Consider the following 17,953-nt stretch of genomic DNA (forward strand, 5'->3'; position numbering starts at 1 on the left):
TACGATAAGTCAACATCGGTTCGCTATGCTCATCCGTGTTTCCTTTATCTCATACGGTGTCGTCCAGGACATACGGCAATAACCGGCCGCTTACACTTTTGTATTTGACTCTAACGTTACGTGATACTTTATAGTAATAAATGAAGGGAGGTTATCACCTATGAAGGTCAAAGAAGTTGCAGATTTAGTGGGAATTAGTGTGCGCACACTACATCATTACGATGAAATAGGATTATTGACCCCTGAAGATACAACTGATTCAGGTTACCGGATATATTCGAAAAACGACCTCACCACCTTACAACAAATATTATTTTTTAAAGAACTTGGCTTCCCTTTGAAAAAGATTAAAGAAATTATGGTCAGTCCTAGCTTTGATCGTAACGAAGCATTAGCAGTTCAACGAAATATGCTTTTAGAAAAAAGACGACGAATGGATAACATGATTTCGATGATTGACAAGACAATTCAAAACTCGAAAGGAGAAATTAATATGAGTGAAAAAGAAAAATTTGAAGGCTTTGATTTCAGTAACAACCCATATGAGCAAGAAGCTCGTGACCGCTGGGGTGATAAAGCAGTAGATGAATCAAATAACAAAATTAATAATATGTCTAAGAATGAACAAAAAGCGCTTGGTGACGAATTTAATGCTCTCTATAAAAAGTTAGCAACCCTGCGTCATCAATCACCAGAGTCTGATGAAGCTCAAGAGGGTATTGGCGAGTGGTATGATTATTTAAATAAGGTCGGAAACTATTCATTAGACGCTTTCAAAGGCCTTGGGCAAATGTATGTGGATGATGAACGATTCACTAAAAATATTGACCAATTTGGTGAAGGTCTGGCTGTATTTATGCGAGATGCGATGGCGGTTTATGCTGATCGAAATAAATAGGTCTATTACACGTAAGGGAAGTATAAACGTTTTTAGGAAACGTCGGTATAAGTAAAACTTCGGCATTCGCTATTAAGGGCTAGGCGAATGCCGAGTTTTTCTAAATTTATCGGCCACCTTTACCTATATAAAAACGATTGTAACTATGAGCGTAAGTGTTTTAAAAAAATACTTTAAAGGGAGAGTAACGCAGCCATGATTGTTAAACTGAACAACCGAGATAAATCCGAGGTGCAAAATATTTTAAACGTACAGCTGCTAGCTTATCAAGTAGAAGCTAATCTTATTGAGTTTGACGGAATACCGCAATTAAATGATACAGTTGATTCAATAATGGGTAGCAATGAAACTTTTATCGGCTATAAATATGAAAGGGAACTGGCCGGATTTATTTCTTATGAAGCATTAGAAGATGAACTAGACATTTGTAGGTTAGTTGTTCATCCCAACTATTTTCGTAAAGGAATCGCAAGTAAACTATTAAATTATGTGATGAGTGAGAATTCAGAGGTCAACCGATTCACGGTAAGTACTGGGTCAAAAAATATTCCTGCCATTAGTCTATACGAACGATTTGGATTTACACCTTATCAGAAGGTAGAAGTGGCTACTGGTATTTATATTACATTGCTTGAGAAAATTACATAACAACGAGCCCAAACATTGTTTAGGCTCGATATTAAATTGACTTTGTTTAATTGTACAGAATTGAATGTTCGTGCTAGGCAAGAACATTCAAATTATGTTGCCTTTGATTGAGACCTTTTGGCTTTTTCATCACTCCCTCAAAATGATTTAAATCCTTATTTTATTGACATTGCAAAACTTATTCTATCTTGATTTATAGTGCTGAACTCTTGTGTAGGGCTGACAAAGGTTAAAATGCCAACTAAAAGAACAATCCCTATCATTAGTGCAAAATCCCATTCTATAAGGTGTTTCAATTTTGTATTTTGCTTGTTTTTCAATGCTTTGCGCACGATAGATCCGATTATGATTACAAGAAGTACAGCAAGTATTTTTAATAACAATACTTTGCCCCAAAGCGTCTCCCAAAGTATTGATAAATTAGGCAAAAAGATTATTGCCATTAAACTGCCTGTAACACTAAGTGTTAGAATACTAATCAATGCATATTTCGAAAACCTGGGCAAAAATCCAATTATGAAATTACGATGATGTTTCCAAAAAACTATAATAAGGAATAACCCACCTATCCAAATTGAAGCTGCAATTAAGTGAGCCATATCTAGAATTGATGTGATAAATAACGGTTCATAAGTTATGGCATGACCAGCTATGACTTCGCCAATTAGTAATAAGCTAATCCAAAGACCATCAATGATTCGTGAACGATGTAGGATAAGGAATCCCAACATACTTGTTACAAACATGAGAAGCCATGCAAATCCGAAAGCTGTTTGGAATAATAATGATTGCAGGTCATTAATACCAGTTATCAAGCTATTAAACTGTAAGTAACCATATCCAAGTAACATGATGAAAAGAAAGAAACGTAAAACCATAGATCCTTTTATATAGGACGCTTTTGCAGATGAGGTTAGAATAGATGATGCGATTCCCCAAAATACCCAGCCAGCAAGAGCAAGAATGCTAAAATAATATAGTAAGCGAATAAGATAAGTTGAGGTTGAATGATCATGCTGTGTTTCCCCATTGGATACTTGTTTTGGTGTTTGCATATCTTTATCCTTAACCGTAATCTTCTGATGCTCTTTCTCGTCTTGGTCCAGTTCAGTCATGGGCACTTCTTTATTTTTCTCGGGTTCTGGTACAGTTAATGTGAAGTTGTAGGTCCCTTCTACAGGGTGTCCATCTGTTGAAACAATCTGATAGCTTACTTTGTATTCACCAGTTTTTAGTTCTGGTAGCTGTAACAAAAGGCTTTTTTGATCGTCACTTACATTTTCTGTTGTACCCTTTACCTGCTCGCCACCTTGGTTATAAACGGTTATGGAAGAAAGATCAGGTTCAATTTTTGAACTGAATGTTAATGTAATGTTTTTGGGTGATTTTTTCAGTTGACTATCTGGTGCAGGTTTTGCTTCGACTAAAGAGGTATGTGCAGAGGCAGTTGATGGAAGCATTATAGATAAAAATAGTAAAAGTAATATAGCGATATGAACGGTCCTTTTTTTTATTCGCACTGTGGCACCTCCTTTTCATTAAGTAAACGATTCAAAATCGATTTTAGATCACTTAAATGTAAAATAATTAAATTAATACCAATTAGGGTACTTCAAATAATTAAGCGAAGGAGGAAATAAACTTCTGTCATTATACACCAGTGGAGATTGATACTGATTGTAGTTGTTGGGGAGAGAACCGGAGAGAGGAATTTATCAAGTCTCCAGTTCGATTGCTTCCTGGATCAGTGCAATATATTTATCGTGTTGAATGTCATCAATAATTTTCACTCTAATATGTCGCATCTTTTTTCCTGTTCCTTCAAGAAGTGCATCTTTGTCAGCAAGTGTTGCCCCGAAATAGAATCCAAAATTCACATGTTTTTGGGCAGTTTGGATATAACACACCATACCATTTTCGATATAACTTGGTTTTCCCCATTTAATTTCCTCTTGAATATCAGGTGATGCTTCAAAAACAATTTCTCTTAATCGGGTAGCAATTTCCTTGATTGGTGATGATAAATTCTCGATAAACGAATCGACTTCTTTATTTTTTTTCAACATGTTTAATCACTCCTTATTTGTAATTATAAACGTTTCGCTGCTTAAAATACTACTGTAAACCATTTTTAAATGTATATCTTGCAATACAAGGTATATAGATATATACTAAACATATATCTTGCATTACAAGGTATTAGAAAAGGTGATGGTTAATTGTCTACAACTCAGATGTTAAAAGGAATATTAGATGGTTGTTTGTTAGCAATTATTAATGAAAAAGAAGTCTATGGCTATGAATTAGCCGAAAAACTTCAGAATTATGGTTTTGATTCTTTTAGTGAAGGAACGATTTATCCTTTATTATTGCGCATGCAAAAAGATAATTTGGTGACATCTACACTAAAAAAATCGACAGCAGGTCCGAAAAGGAAATACTATTCGCTTTCGGAAAAGGGCGAACAGGAATTAGAGCATTTTATCGATCGATGGAATTCTCTACAAACAAATGTGAATCAAGTATTGAAAAAAGATAACCAATAAAGGGGCTGGTCGTGTGAAAAACTGTGAAATAATTCTTTCTAAAGAAAGTAGGAAGTTTTTAGATGATTTACGACTATATTTACTTTCTAGTGGGAAAAAGTCTGGTGAAGTGGAAGAGATTGTTCATGAATTAAAGGTTCATTTAATGGAGTCCGAAAAAGAAGGAAAGCCAATCGAAAAAATAATTGGGCGAACACCAAAAGAATATATGGAGCAACTATCAGATGAAATGCCTAATGATTACCTCAGTTGGATTAAATATTTACCCATTATTGCTTTAGGTGCATTTTCATTCATTATTATTGGAGATGCGATTCGTGGAGAGCTTGTGTATTCTATGTTGCAGTTAGTGGGTTATCCGGTAATTTCACTATTATTTATTTTTGTTTTGATGTATGTTTTTAAGTATACAGCGGGAAATTCCTTATCAAAAGTGAAAGAAATATTTATTTTCTTATGTATAGGGATGTTACCTATTGCTCTGTTTGTTGGTTTAATTGTTTTAGACCGCACTATTGATACCCCGCTTGTTCACTTAGGCTCTACTGGCAGTATAATTGTGACCAGCCTTGCAATTATTACTATGATTTTGCTTTCCGTATGGAGTAAGACTTGGATTTTGATCATCTTGTCGCTAATTATTTTTGTGCCTGAAATTATTTTGAATGAAACTGCAATTCAAGAAAGTACGAAGTCCATGTTGAATTTATTTATAATTATCATTGGGGTAGGAATCTACCTTCTTATTTCAAGCAGGTTAGAAAAAAATAAGGGAAGGGGTAGTAATATATGAAATTAAAAGACAATGATCTTCCAACAGAAGTAATTAAATGGATTATTAACGCTGTAAATCCAAATGCTACTGTTAATTCTATTGAGCGATTGAAGGGGAGTACTTCATCTACGCTGCACAGCATCTCACTTCAGGTTAATCAGTCTAATTATGATGTTGTGTTACGACAATTTGATAATAAAAAATGGCTACAGGAAGAGCCTGATTTAGCATTCCATGAAGCAGAAAGTCTTCGTTTTGCAGCAGATGTGGAAGTTCCAACACCGAGTATTATAGCATTTGACGAGGGTGGGATTGTGTGCGGAAACCCACTTGTTCTAATGACGAAGCTGGACGGAGCTGTGGACATTTTGCCAGCTAACATGGATCATTGGGTGCGTGAATTAGCCCATTCGCTTGTAAAAATCCATGCTGTGGACACAACGGACTTTCAGTGGACTTATTTCACCTATAATGATAAAACAAAATTAGAAGTACCAAGCTGGTCAAAAGTTCCTGATGTATGGCAAAAAGCAATAGACATTGTAAAGGGGCCACAACCAACTGTCAGCAAACAATTTATCCATCGGGATTACCACCCTACAAATGTGTTATGGAAAAATAATAAAGTCAGCGGTGTGGTCGATTGGGTGAATGCTTGTTATGGACCAGCAGGAATTGACGTTGGCCATTGCCGGCTAAATCTGGTGAAGTTGTACGGCGTGCAAGTTGCAGATCAATTTTTATCGGCGTATCTATCCCTAGCTGGTGAAACTTATACCTATGATGTTTATTGGGATATTTTATCAGTAATGGACGGTGGTTCAGATGTATATCCAGGTTGGGAAGTGTTTGGCGTTAAAGGGTTAACGGACGGGATGATGGAAAAGCGTTTAGATACATATCTGAAAAGTTTGATTAATAGACTAGTAATATGAAAAAAAGTGGTATATAATTAAAAAATTGGAGGGGGATTGATTAAGTGAAAGCAAAATTAGATGCAATTTTAGAGTCATTAGAAGATTTGAAACACGGTCAAAAACAATTTGAAGAAAAGCTTGAACTGTTGAATGAAAAGTTAATTGATTTTGGGTTAAGATTAGATAATTTTGAAACCAAATTAGATTATATAGATGAAGAGTTTGACAATTACATGGTTGAAACAAGAAGCCGGTTTAAGTATACATTTGCAAATATGGATGAGCATAAAGCACTTTTTGAAATGATTGAGAGTCAAAACCACACATACCGACATTGATTACAACACCTCAGAGACTCCACAACTCCACCACATAGGCAATTTTAACTGTTTTTTGAAAAATCGCTCTAATCTAGTAATATTTTACTATAAATTTACAAAAATTGAATTGTAACCTTCTATTGAGTATGCCATATTAATAGTGTGTCATATTCTTTTTTATGTCATGTTATAAGGTGAATGTGATGTAAATATATCATAAACGGAGGGTATCAATGAAGAATTCTACTGTTAAAAAGATGTTGAATCTCTTTCTTATTTTCACGCTAGTTTTTATGAATTATTCCACTATTTTAGTTACAACTGTATCAGCGGAAAGTAATGAAGTTGTAGCAGAGGATTTATTTGTTTCAGAGTATATTGAGGGAAGTTCGTATAACAAGGCAATTGAAATTTATAATGGAACTGGTACTGAAGTAGATTTATCGAACTATCAAGTAGAGTTATATAGTAACGGTGCTACAGAGGCCAGTCAATCTGTGACATTGTCAGGTACATTGCAGCACGGTGATGTGTTTGTTATTGCACATAAAAGTGCTGACTCCAGCATTTTAAGCCAAGCAGACCTACAGGATTCATCTGTCGTTAATTTTAATGGTGATGATGTAGTTGTTTTGAAAAAAGGCGAAACAGTCCTGGATGTATTTGGTGAGATTGGCGCGGATAGTGATTTCGCCAAAGGTGTGACACAAGTAAGAAATCCTTCAATTACAAAACCAAATGCAACCTATGATAACGCGGAGTGGGCGGACTATGCATCAAATACATTTGCATATCTTGGTTCCCATACAATGGATGGCGTTGATCCAGAAGATCCACCGGGTGACCCAGATGATCCGGAAGCACAAGCGTATACTATTGCAGAAGCTAGAGCATTAAATGATGGAACTGCTGTAATAGTAGAAGGTATCGTAACAGTTGATAATACTGCAATAAGTAATGGCGCACAATTTACTACATACATACAAGACGAGACAGGTGGCATTAACTTATTTGCATTTGAGCAAGGCTCTATTCCTGATGTAGAAGAAGGGGATAGAGTAAAAGTAACGGGTGAGCTAGATTCGTATAATGGCTTGAAAGAGGTAGTCCCAAGCTCGGTTGAAGTGTTAGAGCAAGGTCAGGCTTTACCTGAAGCACAAAATATTACATTAGCAGACCTTCAGGACCCAGCAGTAGCAGAAGCCTATGAGGGTGAACTGGTTCATCTAACAGGCTTTATCAATAATATTCCCGATACTCCTGCTGGTGGTGGCTACAATATTTCGTTAATAGATGCTGACTATAATGGTACAACACTAAGGGTTATGGAAGGATCTCTTGATACGTCATTGATAGAACCGGATAAGTGGTACGATATTACAGCGGTTGTTAGCCAATATAATTCTTATCAACTAATACCGACCGAACAGGCAGATATTCAGTTAGCAGACGTGCAACCTGAACCGCCAACTGCAGCTGGAGTCTATGAATCTACAGTTGACCATGTTACAGATGGGGATACGATTCATTTAGCAACACCTGTACTTGGGGGTACAAAGGTGCGTTTCCTGAATATCGACACTCCAGAAACATATACAGCGCATAACGATGATCCTGCCCGTGATGAAATTAATGCAAATCAAAAAGCCATGGGAGAAGAAGCTAAATCATACATGAACGAACTTCTTCAGCCTGGTGATGAAGTGTTGGTTAAAATTGGGGAAGAACCAACTGATCAATACGGAAGATTGTTAGCTGAGGTTATCCGTAAAGAAGACGGCGTAAACATTAACGTCGAAATGGTACAACAAGGTTATGCAGTAACATACTTTATTGCACCATTTGATGAAGAGGTTTATCCGACCTATCAAAATGCAGTGAAAGAAGCAAAAGATGCTGGACTTGGAATTTGGAATCCAGAAAATCCTCTTTTAGAATTACCGTTTGTATTCCGAGCAAATGATGATCAAAAAGGATTTTCCAAATACGTTGGGAACTCCGATACAATGAAATATGTTTTACCAAAGGATTGGGCAGACGTTCCTGTGGAAAACCGAGTGTTTTTCTGGGAAGAACAAACTGCACAAGATTATGGATATACCTTTGTTGGTGATGGGGGAGAAAACCCAGATAACCTTAAGGTACAATTATTAAGCATGAATGATTTACATGGGAAGATTGATCAACAATATGAGCTAGACCCTGATGGGGATGGAACTTTTGGTACGTATGGAAAAATGGATTATGTCGCAGGGGCAATAGAAGCCCGTGAACAAAGAAATCCAAACACGTTAGTTGTTCATGCTGGTGACATGATTGGCGGTAGTTCACCAGTTTCGGGATTACTTCAGGATGAACCAACAGTTGAAATCATGGAAGAGATAGGCTTTGATGTTGGTACTGTTGGGAATCATGAATTTGACGAAGGTACAGAAGAACTAATGCGTATGGTAAATGGCGGGGAACATCCTGATGGTTTAGGAACTGAGAATTATGATGGGATGAATTTTCCAGTACTATGTGCAAACTGTGTATACAAGGACACAAATGAAACATTCTTGCCTTCTTATCATGTTGAAGAAATTGATGGAGAAAAAATAGGCTTTATAGGTGTTTTAACACAAGAAGCAGCAGGTATGGTAATGCCTGCCGGGATTCAGGATATTAAATTTATTGATGAAACAGAACCTGTAAATAATGCAGTGACAGAGCTCCAAGCACAAGGGGTAGAGGCGATTGTTTTGTTAGCCCATATTCCTGCAGAACAGTCAGGTACTAGTGCAACCGGGCAAGCCGCTGATCTAGCAAATGAAGTAAATGATGAAGTAGATGTTATTTTCGCAGCGCATAATCACAAGGTAGTTGATGGTGTTGTCGATAATAAATTAATCGTTCAAGCTTATGAGTATGGAAAAGCTTTTGCTGACGTAGATTTAGAGATTGATCGTTCAACTGGTGATATTGTGAAAAAAGAGGCAGAGGTTGTGTATGTTGACCAAAGCCAAGTAACACCTGATCCAGCAGTAACAGCTATCCTAGCAAAATATACAGAGCAGATTGCACCAATAATGAACGAAGTAATAGGCTATAATGCAGCAGATTTAACAGGCGACTACTCCAATGATGGAGATCACGGACTAGGAAATCTAATAGCTGACGGTATGAATGCAGAAATGGGTAGTGATTTTGCTATGATGAATGGTGGCGGAATTAGGGCAGATTTACTTGCAGGTGAGGTTACCTGGGGTGATTTGTACAACATCCAGCCATTTGGCAACACACTAATGATGTTTGAAATTAAAGGTGCAGATCTTTATCCAATTATTCAAGAACAATTGTCTGCAAAATATGGACCGGACTACAGCATTAGTGGATTCCATTACACATGGAATTCTGAAATGAATGAGGTCGTTGCTATCACTTTACCTGATGGAACCTCGGTTGATATGGATAAAACATATACATTAACTGTGAACAACTATATGGGCACTTCAGCTGGTCCAATAAGTGAACTAGGTGTCAATCCGGAAATGGGCCCAACCGATTTGGATGCTACAGTAGACTTTATTGAAAGCTTGAATAGTTCGGAAGCTAACCCATTTGAATATGGACCAGAAGGACGTATTACTACTACAACTGAGTTGCCTGGTGAAGAAGAGCAACCAGAAGTTATTGTTACACCGAAGAAAAATAATGGTACCGCAACCGTCCATACAAAAGATTTAGAAGCACTAGAATCAGGCGTGCGCGTTATAATCAATATTCAAAATGACAAAAAGCCACGCAGATTGTTACTGAATAAAAGACAAGTAGATATATTGAAAGAAAAAAATGTGACATTGGTTGTTGAGAATGATGTGACATCGAAAACGTTTATTATGGCGGATATGCCAAGCGGAGTTTTGAAGGTTAGTTTAGAACAATAGATTATTTAGTTGATGAAAAGGATTCAGCAATTGATGCTGGATCCTTTTCTAATCTTTTTGCAAGGCTCTTTTCGTACGCATTGTTGCTTTTCATCATAGTTGAAATAAACTGTGACGTAACTTTAGGTTTATTTCCAATGACATGTGCTATGCAACCGTCCAGGATCGCTCCGGGCGGATGCTTTCCGCGGGCACGGCCTTAGCCTCCTCGAGAAAACCACTCTGCGGGGTCTTCGGACACGTGCTGTTCCCGCAGGAGTCACCGCCCTCCACTCACCTGGACTGGTAAAGCTATTTATGTAAGAATTCTTTGTCATTTCTTTCAACTAATGAATGCTGTTATTGGCAAATATTATATCAGCAGCCCGTATACACGTAGACTCCTGCGGGAGGACAGGCATCGGTGAGACTACGCAGTGCGTTAGCACAAGGAGGCTCACCAGCCGCCCGCGGAAAGCGAAGTGTATACGGGCTGCGGCTGCCTTAGTAACTTGTTTCCATTATCAGTACTACAGATCTAACATAGATAGAAGTTACGCCGTTTATATCTATTCTCTCGAAAGCGACAATCTTTACAAAACAGCCTTTTGAAAAAAATTTTAATATATAATTCAATAATTATTGAATTATATATTCTATGCATGTAGAATATAAATAATTAATTAAAACGAGGTGACGATATGGATGTATTGAACATGACAAGTCGAAAAAGAGAAACCTATCAAATTAAGCTGGAGCATTCCTTATTATGGGAGTGTGCACTAGGGATTGCAGCAGTTACGAATGCAAGACTACTTGATACGCTTGAGCAACCGGATGATTATTGGAACGGTATTAAGCAATCTTTATCTGACAAAATGTTAGAGCACCTTAACTATGTAGAGAAAAATAATACATGGAAGGCTTTGCTGCAACTCCTACATCAGAGAAATTTTAAGGATTTAGCTGAATTTAATACATACATAGAAAATCTCAACTCAGAAGAAATGAAACATAATTGTCTACCGTATGTAGGGAGTCGTTACAAAAATAGTAGAGAACAAGCTTCATCTGGTGATAAATCAGCAATCAACGATTTAAAGAATATTACTAAAGAAAACCCATTTTTTCCTGCATATATCGAGTATATATGTACAGTTGATATAGAAATTTTAAAGAAGCATTTATGTTTTGTGATGGAGGGATGGTACAAAGCTGCAATTGAACCTGAAGCAAATAAGATTCAAGCTATTTTAGAACGGGATTTTAACTCAAAAAATCATATGCAAAAAAAGATGTCATCAGAGGAATTAGTTGAATGGGCGACTGGTGGGAGTACCTATTATCCAGAACCAGGTGTATATCATGTACTTCTTATTCCGCAATATGTTTATCGTCCATGGAATATTGAGGCTGATATCGAGGGAATCAAAGTTTTTTATTATCCTGTTGCGAATGAAAGCGTACATCCAGGTAGTGATTTTCAGCCTAATCAATTTCTAGTTAACAAGTATAAAGCGCTTGGTGATGAGGTCAGGCTTAAAATAGTTAAATATTTATCGGAAGGTGATTCGACCCTTCAGGAACTAACAAACAAATTGGAAATGGGGAAATCGACTGTTCACCATCACTTGAAAATACTTCGATCTGCAAAGTTAGTTGAAATAATTGAATCAAAGTATAGGTTGAAGAAAAATACATTAGATGCTTTGGCTAAAGAATTAGAGCAATTTGTTTATGGAAAGCAATAATGCCAAGGCAATAGAAGGGGGGCATCCACAGCTATCAAAAAACTATCCTGTATTTCGCTTTATGGGAGGAAATTTAATTTCTTTTTTTGGTGATCAAATTTACCTAATTGCGATACCGCTAATTGTACTTGCCATTACTGGTTCGCCTTTAAGTATGGGGATCGTAGCGGCACTCGAGCGTCTGCCTATTTTATTACAACCAATCACGGGAATTCTGTCTGATCGATTAGATCGAAAAAGACTATTACTAATTTGTGATCTTGGAAGATGTCTGATTGTAGGTTCCATGGGAGCATTCTTTATACTCAATCAATTAGAGATGTGGCATTTGTATAGCGGTGCTCTATTAATTGGGTTGTTAAGCCAAATTTATAACACTTCTCAATTTGCTTCTGTACCCAACATGGTTAGAAAAAATGATCTTCATGCTGTTAATTCGATAAATACTGGTATTTTTAATACAGCAGTGTTGGTTGCACCAGGATTGGGTGCATTATTAATAAGCCTATACAATCCAGGGTATGCATTGTTAGTTAATAGCCTTAGTTTCTTAATTGCCTTCACTGCTATTTTGAGTATTGATATAAAAGTTGCTGTTCCGAAAAAACAAGAGAAAAGAACTTTTCTCGAAGATATCAAAGAAGGGTTTCAATTTGTCATTAAAACTAAGCCTATATTCTTTACGAACCTAGCGATGATCGCATCAGTATTTGGAACTACACTCTTTCTTACGATGTTTATTTTTTATCTAAAAGATACAATGGAATTGACAACAACTCAAATCGGATGGCTTTTATCTATTGGAGGAATAGGTGCTATCTGTGGGGCGCTATTTACAAATTTATTGAGAAAAAAATTTTCTTATCGAAGGATTTTATTTCTAGCTTCTATAGCTGGTGGAACATCAATTATATTGTTTAGTCTCACAGATTCATATATATTACTTATTTTCTTCAATGCTATGGGGACTGTATCTGTTTCTATGAAAAGCCCTTGTATCGTCACGATTAGGCAAACTCTAACTCCGGATCACTTATTAGGACGCGTACAAGCTACAAGCCGTTTCATGACATGGATTCTTATGCCGGTAGCTGCATTCTTAGCCGGGCTTATGGCAAATCAAATTGGAACAGATACTACCATTTTTATTGGTGGATCTATTACAACTATTGCTTCTTTTATTTATTTGCATCCATCACTCAAATATAGATGGGTTGAAGTATAGTTGTATGGCACATAGGCTAGATTAAGTGTACAGGAGGGACGGGATAAGATGAAGGTTAAATTAAAGTGGCTGTATAAGGGTGAGAAAACGGAGGAAGTAGAGTTTGAATCAGCATGGACATCACAGGATTCCATGGAACATCTACTAGCTGATATTGAAAAAACAGGCCGTGTGAAAGAATTAGTTATTATCGATGAGATGGAAAATGAGTGGACACAAAAGGAATTTAGTAAGTTAAAGGAAACAATAGAACATGAGGCACATGATGTAGTCGTCTATTTTGATGGTGGATTTGATCGAAACACAAGCAGTGCCGGATTAGGTGTTGCGATCTATTATCAAAAGAATCATGTACGCTATCGTATAAGAACGAATCAATTTATTAGTGCAATGGAGACAAATAGTGAAGCGGAGTACGCAGCGTTACATTATGCAGTGATGCAACTAGAGGAATTGGGTGTACATCATCTTCCGTGCACATTCAAGGGAGATGCGCAAGGTATATTAAAGCAGTTGGAAGGTACATGGCCGTGCTATGAGGAAAAATTAAACAATTGGCTTGATCGAATTGAACTGCAATTAGAGAAGCTTGGAATCAAACCTTATTATGAGGTGATTAGTAGAAAAGAGAATAAGGAAGCGGATCGTCTTGCAACGCAGGCGTTAGTTGGAGTAGATATAAATAGTGAAAAAGAGTTAGAGAAGGATTCGTAGTTATTATTATCCATCTCTGCATCAAGCTTAATGCAGAGATGGGAAGAGCTAGATTGTTAAATAAGCTAAAACCGATAAACAAAGGGAAGTTATGGTCATCGCAATTAATGGTTTTAATGCTTTTGTCCGTAAATCACGAAGACTTACATTAAGACCAAGGCCGACCATAGCAGCGGTTAATAACCAATTTGTTATGGAGAAGATTATATTCATGACATCATCAGATACCGGAATAGATTGGCCAAATACATAGCTTCCTAAAACACTTAATGCGATAAAACCTAATAAAAACCAAGGAAACTCAATTTTGGCATCAGGTTGCTCGGAATTTTTATTTTTTCGTTTTATGATATAAATAAAGACAAAACAAACTGGGATAAGTAAAAACACGCGTCCTAATTTTGCAAGTAATGCAATTGCAAGTGCATCGTCGCCTGCCGGTGCTGCTGCAAGTGCCACTTGGGCAACTTCATGAATACTCGACCCTGTCCATATACCATACTCAATGGCTGAAATAGGCAAGAGTGGTCCAATTATGGTATAACCAATGGCAAATACTGTTCCCATAAGTGCAATAATACCAACCCCAATGGCTGTATCCTCGTCTTTTGCTTTTACTATTGGTGCAACTGCGGCTATTGCCGCGGCTCCACAAATCCCTGTTCCAACACCCAATAACAAGGAAATTGTTTTATCTGCTTTTAACACCTTCGCAAGCCAGACTGTTACTAGGATGGCAAAAATAATCACTAATGCATCACGTAAAAGTAACCCTAGGCCATCTTGAATAACTGTATCAATATTTAATTTAAGACCGTATAAAATAATTGCAGCTCGAAGTAACCGCTTTGATGAAAATGCAATACCTGACCGGATGGCTTCTGGATATCCAAAAAATTGCCTGTAAACAACTGCAATTATTATTGCACACGCCAACTGTCCAATTTTATCGAATCCTGGTACCATCGCCAGTAAATAACCCAATAATGCAATGAAAAATGTGAATGCTATTCCACCTATCCACTTACTAAAAGGTGGTCTTATTTTTTCTACCTTCTGTGAAGCCATTGTGACACCTCCCATATTTAGGATAATTGATATTTATCTATAAGAAAAATAAATAATTATGATAGCTATAATAAGTAAAATGTTATAATGGGATAACAAAGGTTGGTGAATACAAAATGGATCAACACCTACAAGTATTTGTGACAGTGGTTGAAAAGCAAAACTTTTCCAAAGCTGCAGAGGAGCTGCATATGACGCAACCTGCAGTAAGTCAGTATATACGCGCATTTGAAAATAATATTGGGACAAGATTACTAGAACGTAGCAATAAATATGTCCGGTTAAATAAGGTAGGGGAGATTGTTTATCATCACGCAAAAGAAATCCTGGGACTTTACACCAAGATGCATAACCTAGTAGATGATGTAACAAACGTTGCAAATGGTCCAATTACCATTGGAGCAAGCTATACATTTGGCGAGTATGTCCTACCACATATTATTGCTGAATTACAAGCAGCTTATCCAGATATTAAACCTACCGTTATGATCGGAAACACAACTGAAATTGCTGAATTAGTGGCGGGTTATCAGTTAGATGTAGGTATTGTCGAAGGACATTTTAAAGATCAGCAATTAAAAGTAGAGGAGCTTGCAGAAGATGAGATGGTTGTTGTAGTCTCTCCTGATCATGTTTTATCACAGCATGATGGAAACGTGGAAATGAAGTTCTTGCAAAATGAAACATGGATCGTCCGCGAAATTGGATCAGGTACCCGTGAAGCTACCGAAAATATGTTTCGTCAATTGGGGATTGTGCCAACAAAATATATGAGTTTTGGAAGCACCCAGCCCATAAAGGAATCAGTAGAAGCGGGACTTGGTATTAGTTTGTTATCAAAATGGGCTATTCAAAAGGAGTTAAGAAATGATGATTTGAAAATGTTAAAAGTTGAGGGCCTACCATTCAAAAGGCAATTTTCAGTTGTCACAAAATCACCTTTTCAAACAAAAGCATTGGAAGTGTTTATTTCATTATTGCAGGATGAAAAAATGGCACCAACATTAAAGTGATGAAGGTATATACCAAAATATATACAACAGACTGCCACCCTAATACATGAAGTGACAGTCCATTTAACAAATACTATTTAGTTTCTTGCTGCTCCCTGGCAAATTCAACAAAGTAATCCAGTGAATTTGGATTGCTTAACGAACCTTGATTAACAACTTTATCTACCGATTTACCCATTAATATTTTCTTAACAGGGATCTCTAATTTTTTACCATTTAATGTCTTTGGTAAATCCGGAACACTGTAGATACTAGTGGGAACGTGTCTTGGTGAACATTGCTTTCTGATTTGTCCCTTGATCGCTTGTTTAATGTCGTCAGTTAACTCCATGCCTTCCTTCATCAAAACAAACAAAGGAGTGTATGAATCGCCATTTCCATCAGGGATATCAACAATTAGACTATCGGCTATTTCGTTCACCTGATCAACTGCGCGGTAAATTTCACTCGTACCAATTCGGATTCCACCGCGATTAATCGTTGCATCTGAACGGCCATAAATAACGCATGTATGCCGATCTGTTACCTTCAAATAATCTCCATGTCGCCAAATCCCTGGAAATACATCAAAATAACTTTCATGTAATCGGCTACCATCTTCATCGTTCCAAAAGTAAATAGGCATGGAAGGGAATGGCTCCGTTAAAACGAGTTCCCCAACTTCGTTAATCTCAGGCTGACCATCATCGTTAAAGCTCTCAATTTTAGCCCCAAGACCGCGGCATTGTAATTCCCCGGCATATACCGGCAAAATCGGAACTCCTAAAATAAATGCGGTACAGACATCAGTTCCACCACTTGCTGAGGCAATCCATAAGTCTTCTTTCACATTGTCATAACACCATTGGAATCCCTCTGGTGGTAAAGGTGAACCAGTCGAGCTAATATTTTTCAAACTGCTTAAATCAAATTCTTCTTTTGGAACAAGTTCATCTTTCATACAAGCAGTTATGTAACTTGCACTTGTTCCGAAAACAGTCATATTTGTTTGTTCAGCGAGTTTCCAAAGCATTTTTTTATCTGGAAACCCTGGATTTCCATCGAATAAAATAATCGTACTGCCAGTGAGCAGGCCGCCCACAAGATAGTTCCACATCATCCAACCAGTTGTAGTAAACCAAAAGAAACGGTCGCTTTCGTCCAAATCAGCATGGAAGGTCAAGGCCTTCAGGTGTTCCATTAAAATTCCGCCTTGACTCTGCACAATTGGCTTTGGCTTCCCGGTAGTACCAGATGAAAAGAGGACCCAAAGTGGATCATTAAACGGTACATGCTCAAAGTGAAGCATGATATCCTTGCCCGAATTAACAGCATGATCCCAAAGTGTTACGTTTTTTAATCTATCAAAGTTTGCATTTTCATTTAAGTATGGAATCGCGATTGTAGCTTTCAATGTAGGAAGCTCAGACTGAATGTTTTCTACAATCTCTGTCCGGTCAAAATCTTTCCCGCTATAACGATACCCATCAACTGTTATCATAACTTTTGGTTCTATTTGCTTAAAACGATCAATAACACTCTGAGTTCCAAAGTCTGGTGAAGCGCTTGACCAGACCGCGCCAAGGCTGGCAGTCGCAAGGAAAGCCACTACTGATTCATAGATATTTGATACATAAGCTACAACACGATCGCCTTTTTCAACACCTAAATGTTTTAATGTCAATTGTAATGAAGCTGTTTCTTGGTATAATCGATCCCATGATATCTCTGATTTTTCCCTAACTTCCGATGTGTGTATAATGGCTGGCTTATGTCGATCACGGTTTCTGAAAATATGTTCAGTGTAGTTAATCTTTGAACCTTCAAACCATTCTGCCCCAGGCATTTTATGACTTGTTAACACATTCTGATAGTTTCCCTTCGACTGTATTTCGAAATACTCCCAAAGTGATCCCCAAAAAAGCTCTAATTCATCAACAGACCACTTCCAAAGTGAATGATAGTCCTCGAAATGTAAATCTTTATGTTTTTTTAACCAATTCATATATTGATAGATATTGGAATCTTGTTTTCTTTTTTCACTTGGTTCCCAAAGCAGTGTTCCTTCTTCCGTTCGAGCCATTTTACCCCTCCTGAATTTACAGTCACTACTACTATTATATGAAACCGCTTACCGACTGTAAAGCTAATGGGCGTGTGTAACTATTGATTAATCCAACACTTATGCTACGAT

At 37.2% G+C, this 17,953-nt stretch carries 15 protein-coding genes; 11 read left to right on the forward strand and 4 right to left on the reverse strand.

All coding sequences use genetic code 11. The features are described from left to right. The first annotated feature begins 160 nt into the window (after positions 1-160). Together LG329_RS11715 and LG329_RS11720 are read left to right on the forward strand one after the other, a co-directional pair. Entirely contained in the window at positions 161-898 is a 738-nt protein-coding gene (locus LG329_RS11715) for a MerR family transcriptional regulator (RefSeq protein ID WP_404451000.1), read from the forward strand. A 195-nt stretch (positions 899-1,093) separates the two neighbouring features. After that, positions 1,094-1,546 (forward strand): GNAT family N-acetyltransferase, encoded by a 453-nt coding sequence (locus LG329_RS11720; RefSeq protein WP_404451001.1) that lies wholly within the window; start codon positions 1,094-1,096, stop codon positions 1,544-1,546. 155 nt (positions 1,547-1,701) lie between these two features. Here the strand turns inward: LG329_RS11720 and LG329_RS11725 are convergent, their stop codons facing one another. Both LG329_RS11725 and LG329_RS11730 read right to left on the reverse strand, forming a co-directional pair. Further along, positions 1,702-3,066: a copper resistance CopC/CopD family protein gene (locus tag LG329_RS11725; protein ID WP_404451002.1), complete on the reverse strand. Its 1,365-nt coding sequence runs from the start codon at positions 3,064-3,066 to the stop codon at positions 1,702-1,704. Positions 3,067-3,261: 195 nt separating this feature from the next. Next, positions 3,262-3,612: a DUF1801 domain-containing protein gene (locus tag LG329_RS11730; RefSeq protein WP_404451003.1), complete on the reverse strand. Its 351-nt coding sequence runs from the start codon at positions 3,610-3,612 to the stop codon at positions 3,262-3,264. A 168-nt stretch (positions 3,613-3,780) separates the two neighbouring features. Here LG329_RS11730 and LG329_RS11735 point away from each other — a divergent pair, with 168 nt between their 5' ends. From LG329_RS11735 to LG329_RS11770, 8 genes are all read left to right on the forward strand, one after another. Continuing rightward, positions 3,781-4,092, forward strand: a complete 312-nt coding sequence (locus LG329_RS11735) for a PadR family transcriptional regulator (protein WP_404456631.1) — start codon at positions 3,781-3,783, stop codon at positions 4,090-4,092. A 13-nt stretch (positions 4,093-4,105) separates the two neighbouring features. Next, positions 4,106-4,885, forward strand: a complete 780-nt coding sequence (locus LG329_RS11740; RefSeq protein ID WP_404451004.1) for an HAAS domain-containing protein — start codon at positions 4,106-4,108, stop codon at positions 4,883-4,885. Beyond that, entirely contained in the window at positions 4,882-5,802 is a 921-nt protein-coding gene (locus LG329_RS11745; protein ID WP_404451005.1) for a phosphotransferase family protein, read from the forward strand. Before LG329_RS11740 ends, LG329_RS11745 begins: the two co-directional genes overlap by 4 nt. A 44-nt stretch (positions 5,803-5,846) precedes the next feature. Further along, positions 5,847-6,122: a hypothetical protein gene (locus LG329_RS11750; RefSeq protein ID WP_404451006.1), complete on the forward strand. Its 276-nt coding sequence runs from the start codon at positions 5,847-5,849 to the stop codon at positions 6,120-6,122. A gap of 215 nt (positions 6,123-6,337) precedes the next feature. Next, the gene (locus LG329_RS11755) at positions 6,338-10,030 is read left to right on the forward strand and encodes a 5'-nucleotidase C-terminal domain-containing protein (RefSeq protein WP_404451007.1); all 3,693 of its coding nucleotides are present in this window, start codon (positions 6,338-6,340) and stop codon (positions 10,028-10,030) included. Between the two features lie 680 nt (positions 10,031-10,710). After that, positions 10,711-11,760, forward strand: coding sequence for an ArsR/SmtB family transcription factor (locus LG329_RS11760; RefSeq protein ID WP_404451008.1), 1,050 nt, complete (start codon positions 10,711-10,713; stop codon positions 11,758-11,760). Then, the gene (locus LG329_RS11765; RefSeq protein WP_404451009.1) at positions 11,747-12,985 is read left to right on the forward strand and encodes an MFS transporter; all 1,239 of its coding nucleotides are present in this window, start codon (positions 11,747-11,749) and stop codon (positions 12,983-12,985) included. The genes LG329_RS11760 and LG329_RS11765 overlap by 14 nt, the downstream gene beginning before the upstream one ends. A 48-nt stretch (positions 12,986-13,033) precedes the next feature. Then, positions 13,034-13,699 carry a reverse transcriptase-like protein gene (locus LG329_RS11770; RefSeq protein ID WP_404451010.1) on the forward strand — a complete coding sequence of 222 codons (666 nt, stop codon included), beginning with the start codon at positions 13,034-13,036 and terminating at the stop codon, positions 13,697-13,699. A gap of 48 nt (positions 13,700-13,747) precedes the next feature. Here the strand turns inward: LG329_RS11770 and LG329_RS11775 are convergent, their stop codons facing one another. Then, on the reverse strand, positions 13,748-14,767 hold the full coding sequence (locus LG329_RS11775) for a YeiH family protein (RefSeq protein ID WP_404451011.1): 1,020 nt from the start codon (positions 14,765-14,767) through the stop codon (positions 13,748-13,750). 116 nt (positions 14,768-14,883) lie between these two features. Here LG329_RS11775 and LG329_RS11780 point away from each other — a divergent pair, with 116 nt between their 5' ends. Then, positions 14,884-15,780, forward strand: a complete 897-nt coding sequence (locus LG329_RS11780) for a LysR family transcriptional regulator (protein WP_404451012.1) — start codon at positions 14,884-14,886, stop codon at positions 15,778-15,780. A 73-nt stretch (positions 15,781-15,853) separates the two neighbouring features. Here the strand turns inward: LG329_RS11780 and LG329_RS11785 are convergent, their stop codons facing one another. Then, a complete protein-coding gene (locus LG329_RS11785; protein ID WP_404451014.1) occupies positions 15,854-17,842 on the reverse strand; it encodes an acetoacetate--CoA ligase in 1,989 nt (662 codons plus the stop codon). Positions 17,843-17,953 lie beyond the last annotated feature (111 nt).

Source organism: Virgibacillus necropolis (assembly GCF_044793635.1).
Classification (GTDB): domain Bacteria; phylum Bacillota; class Bacilli; order Bacillales; family Amphibacillaceae; genus Virgibacillus_F; species Virgibacillus_F necropolis_A.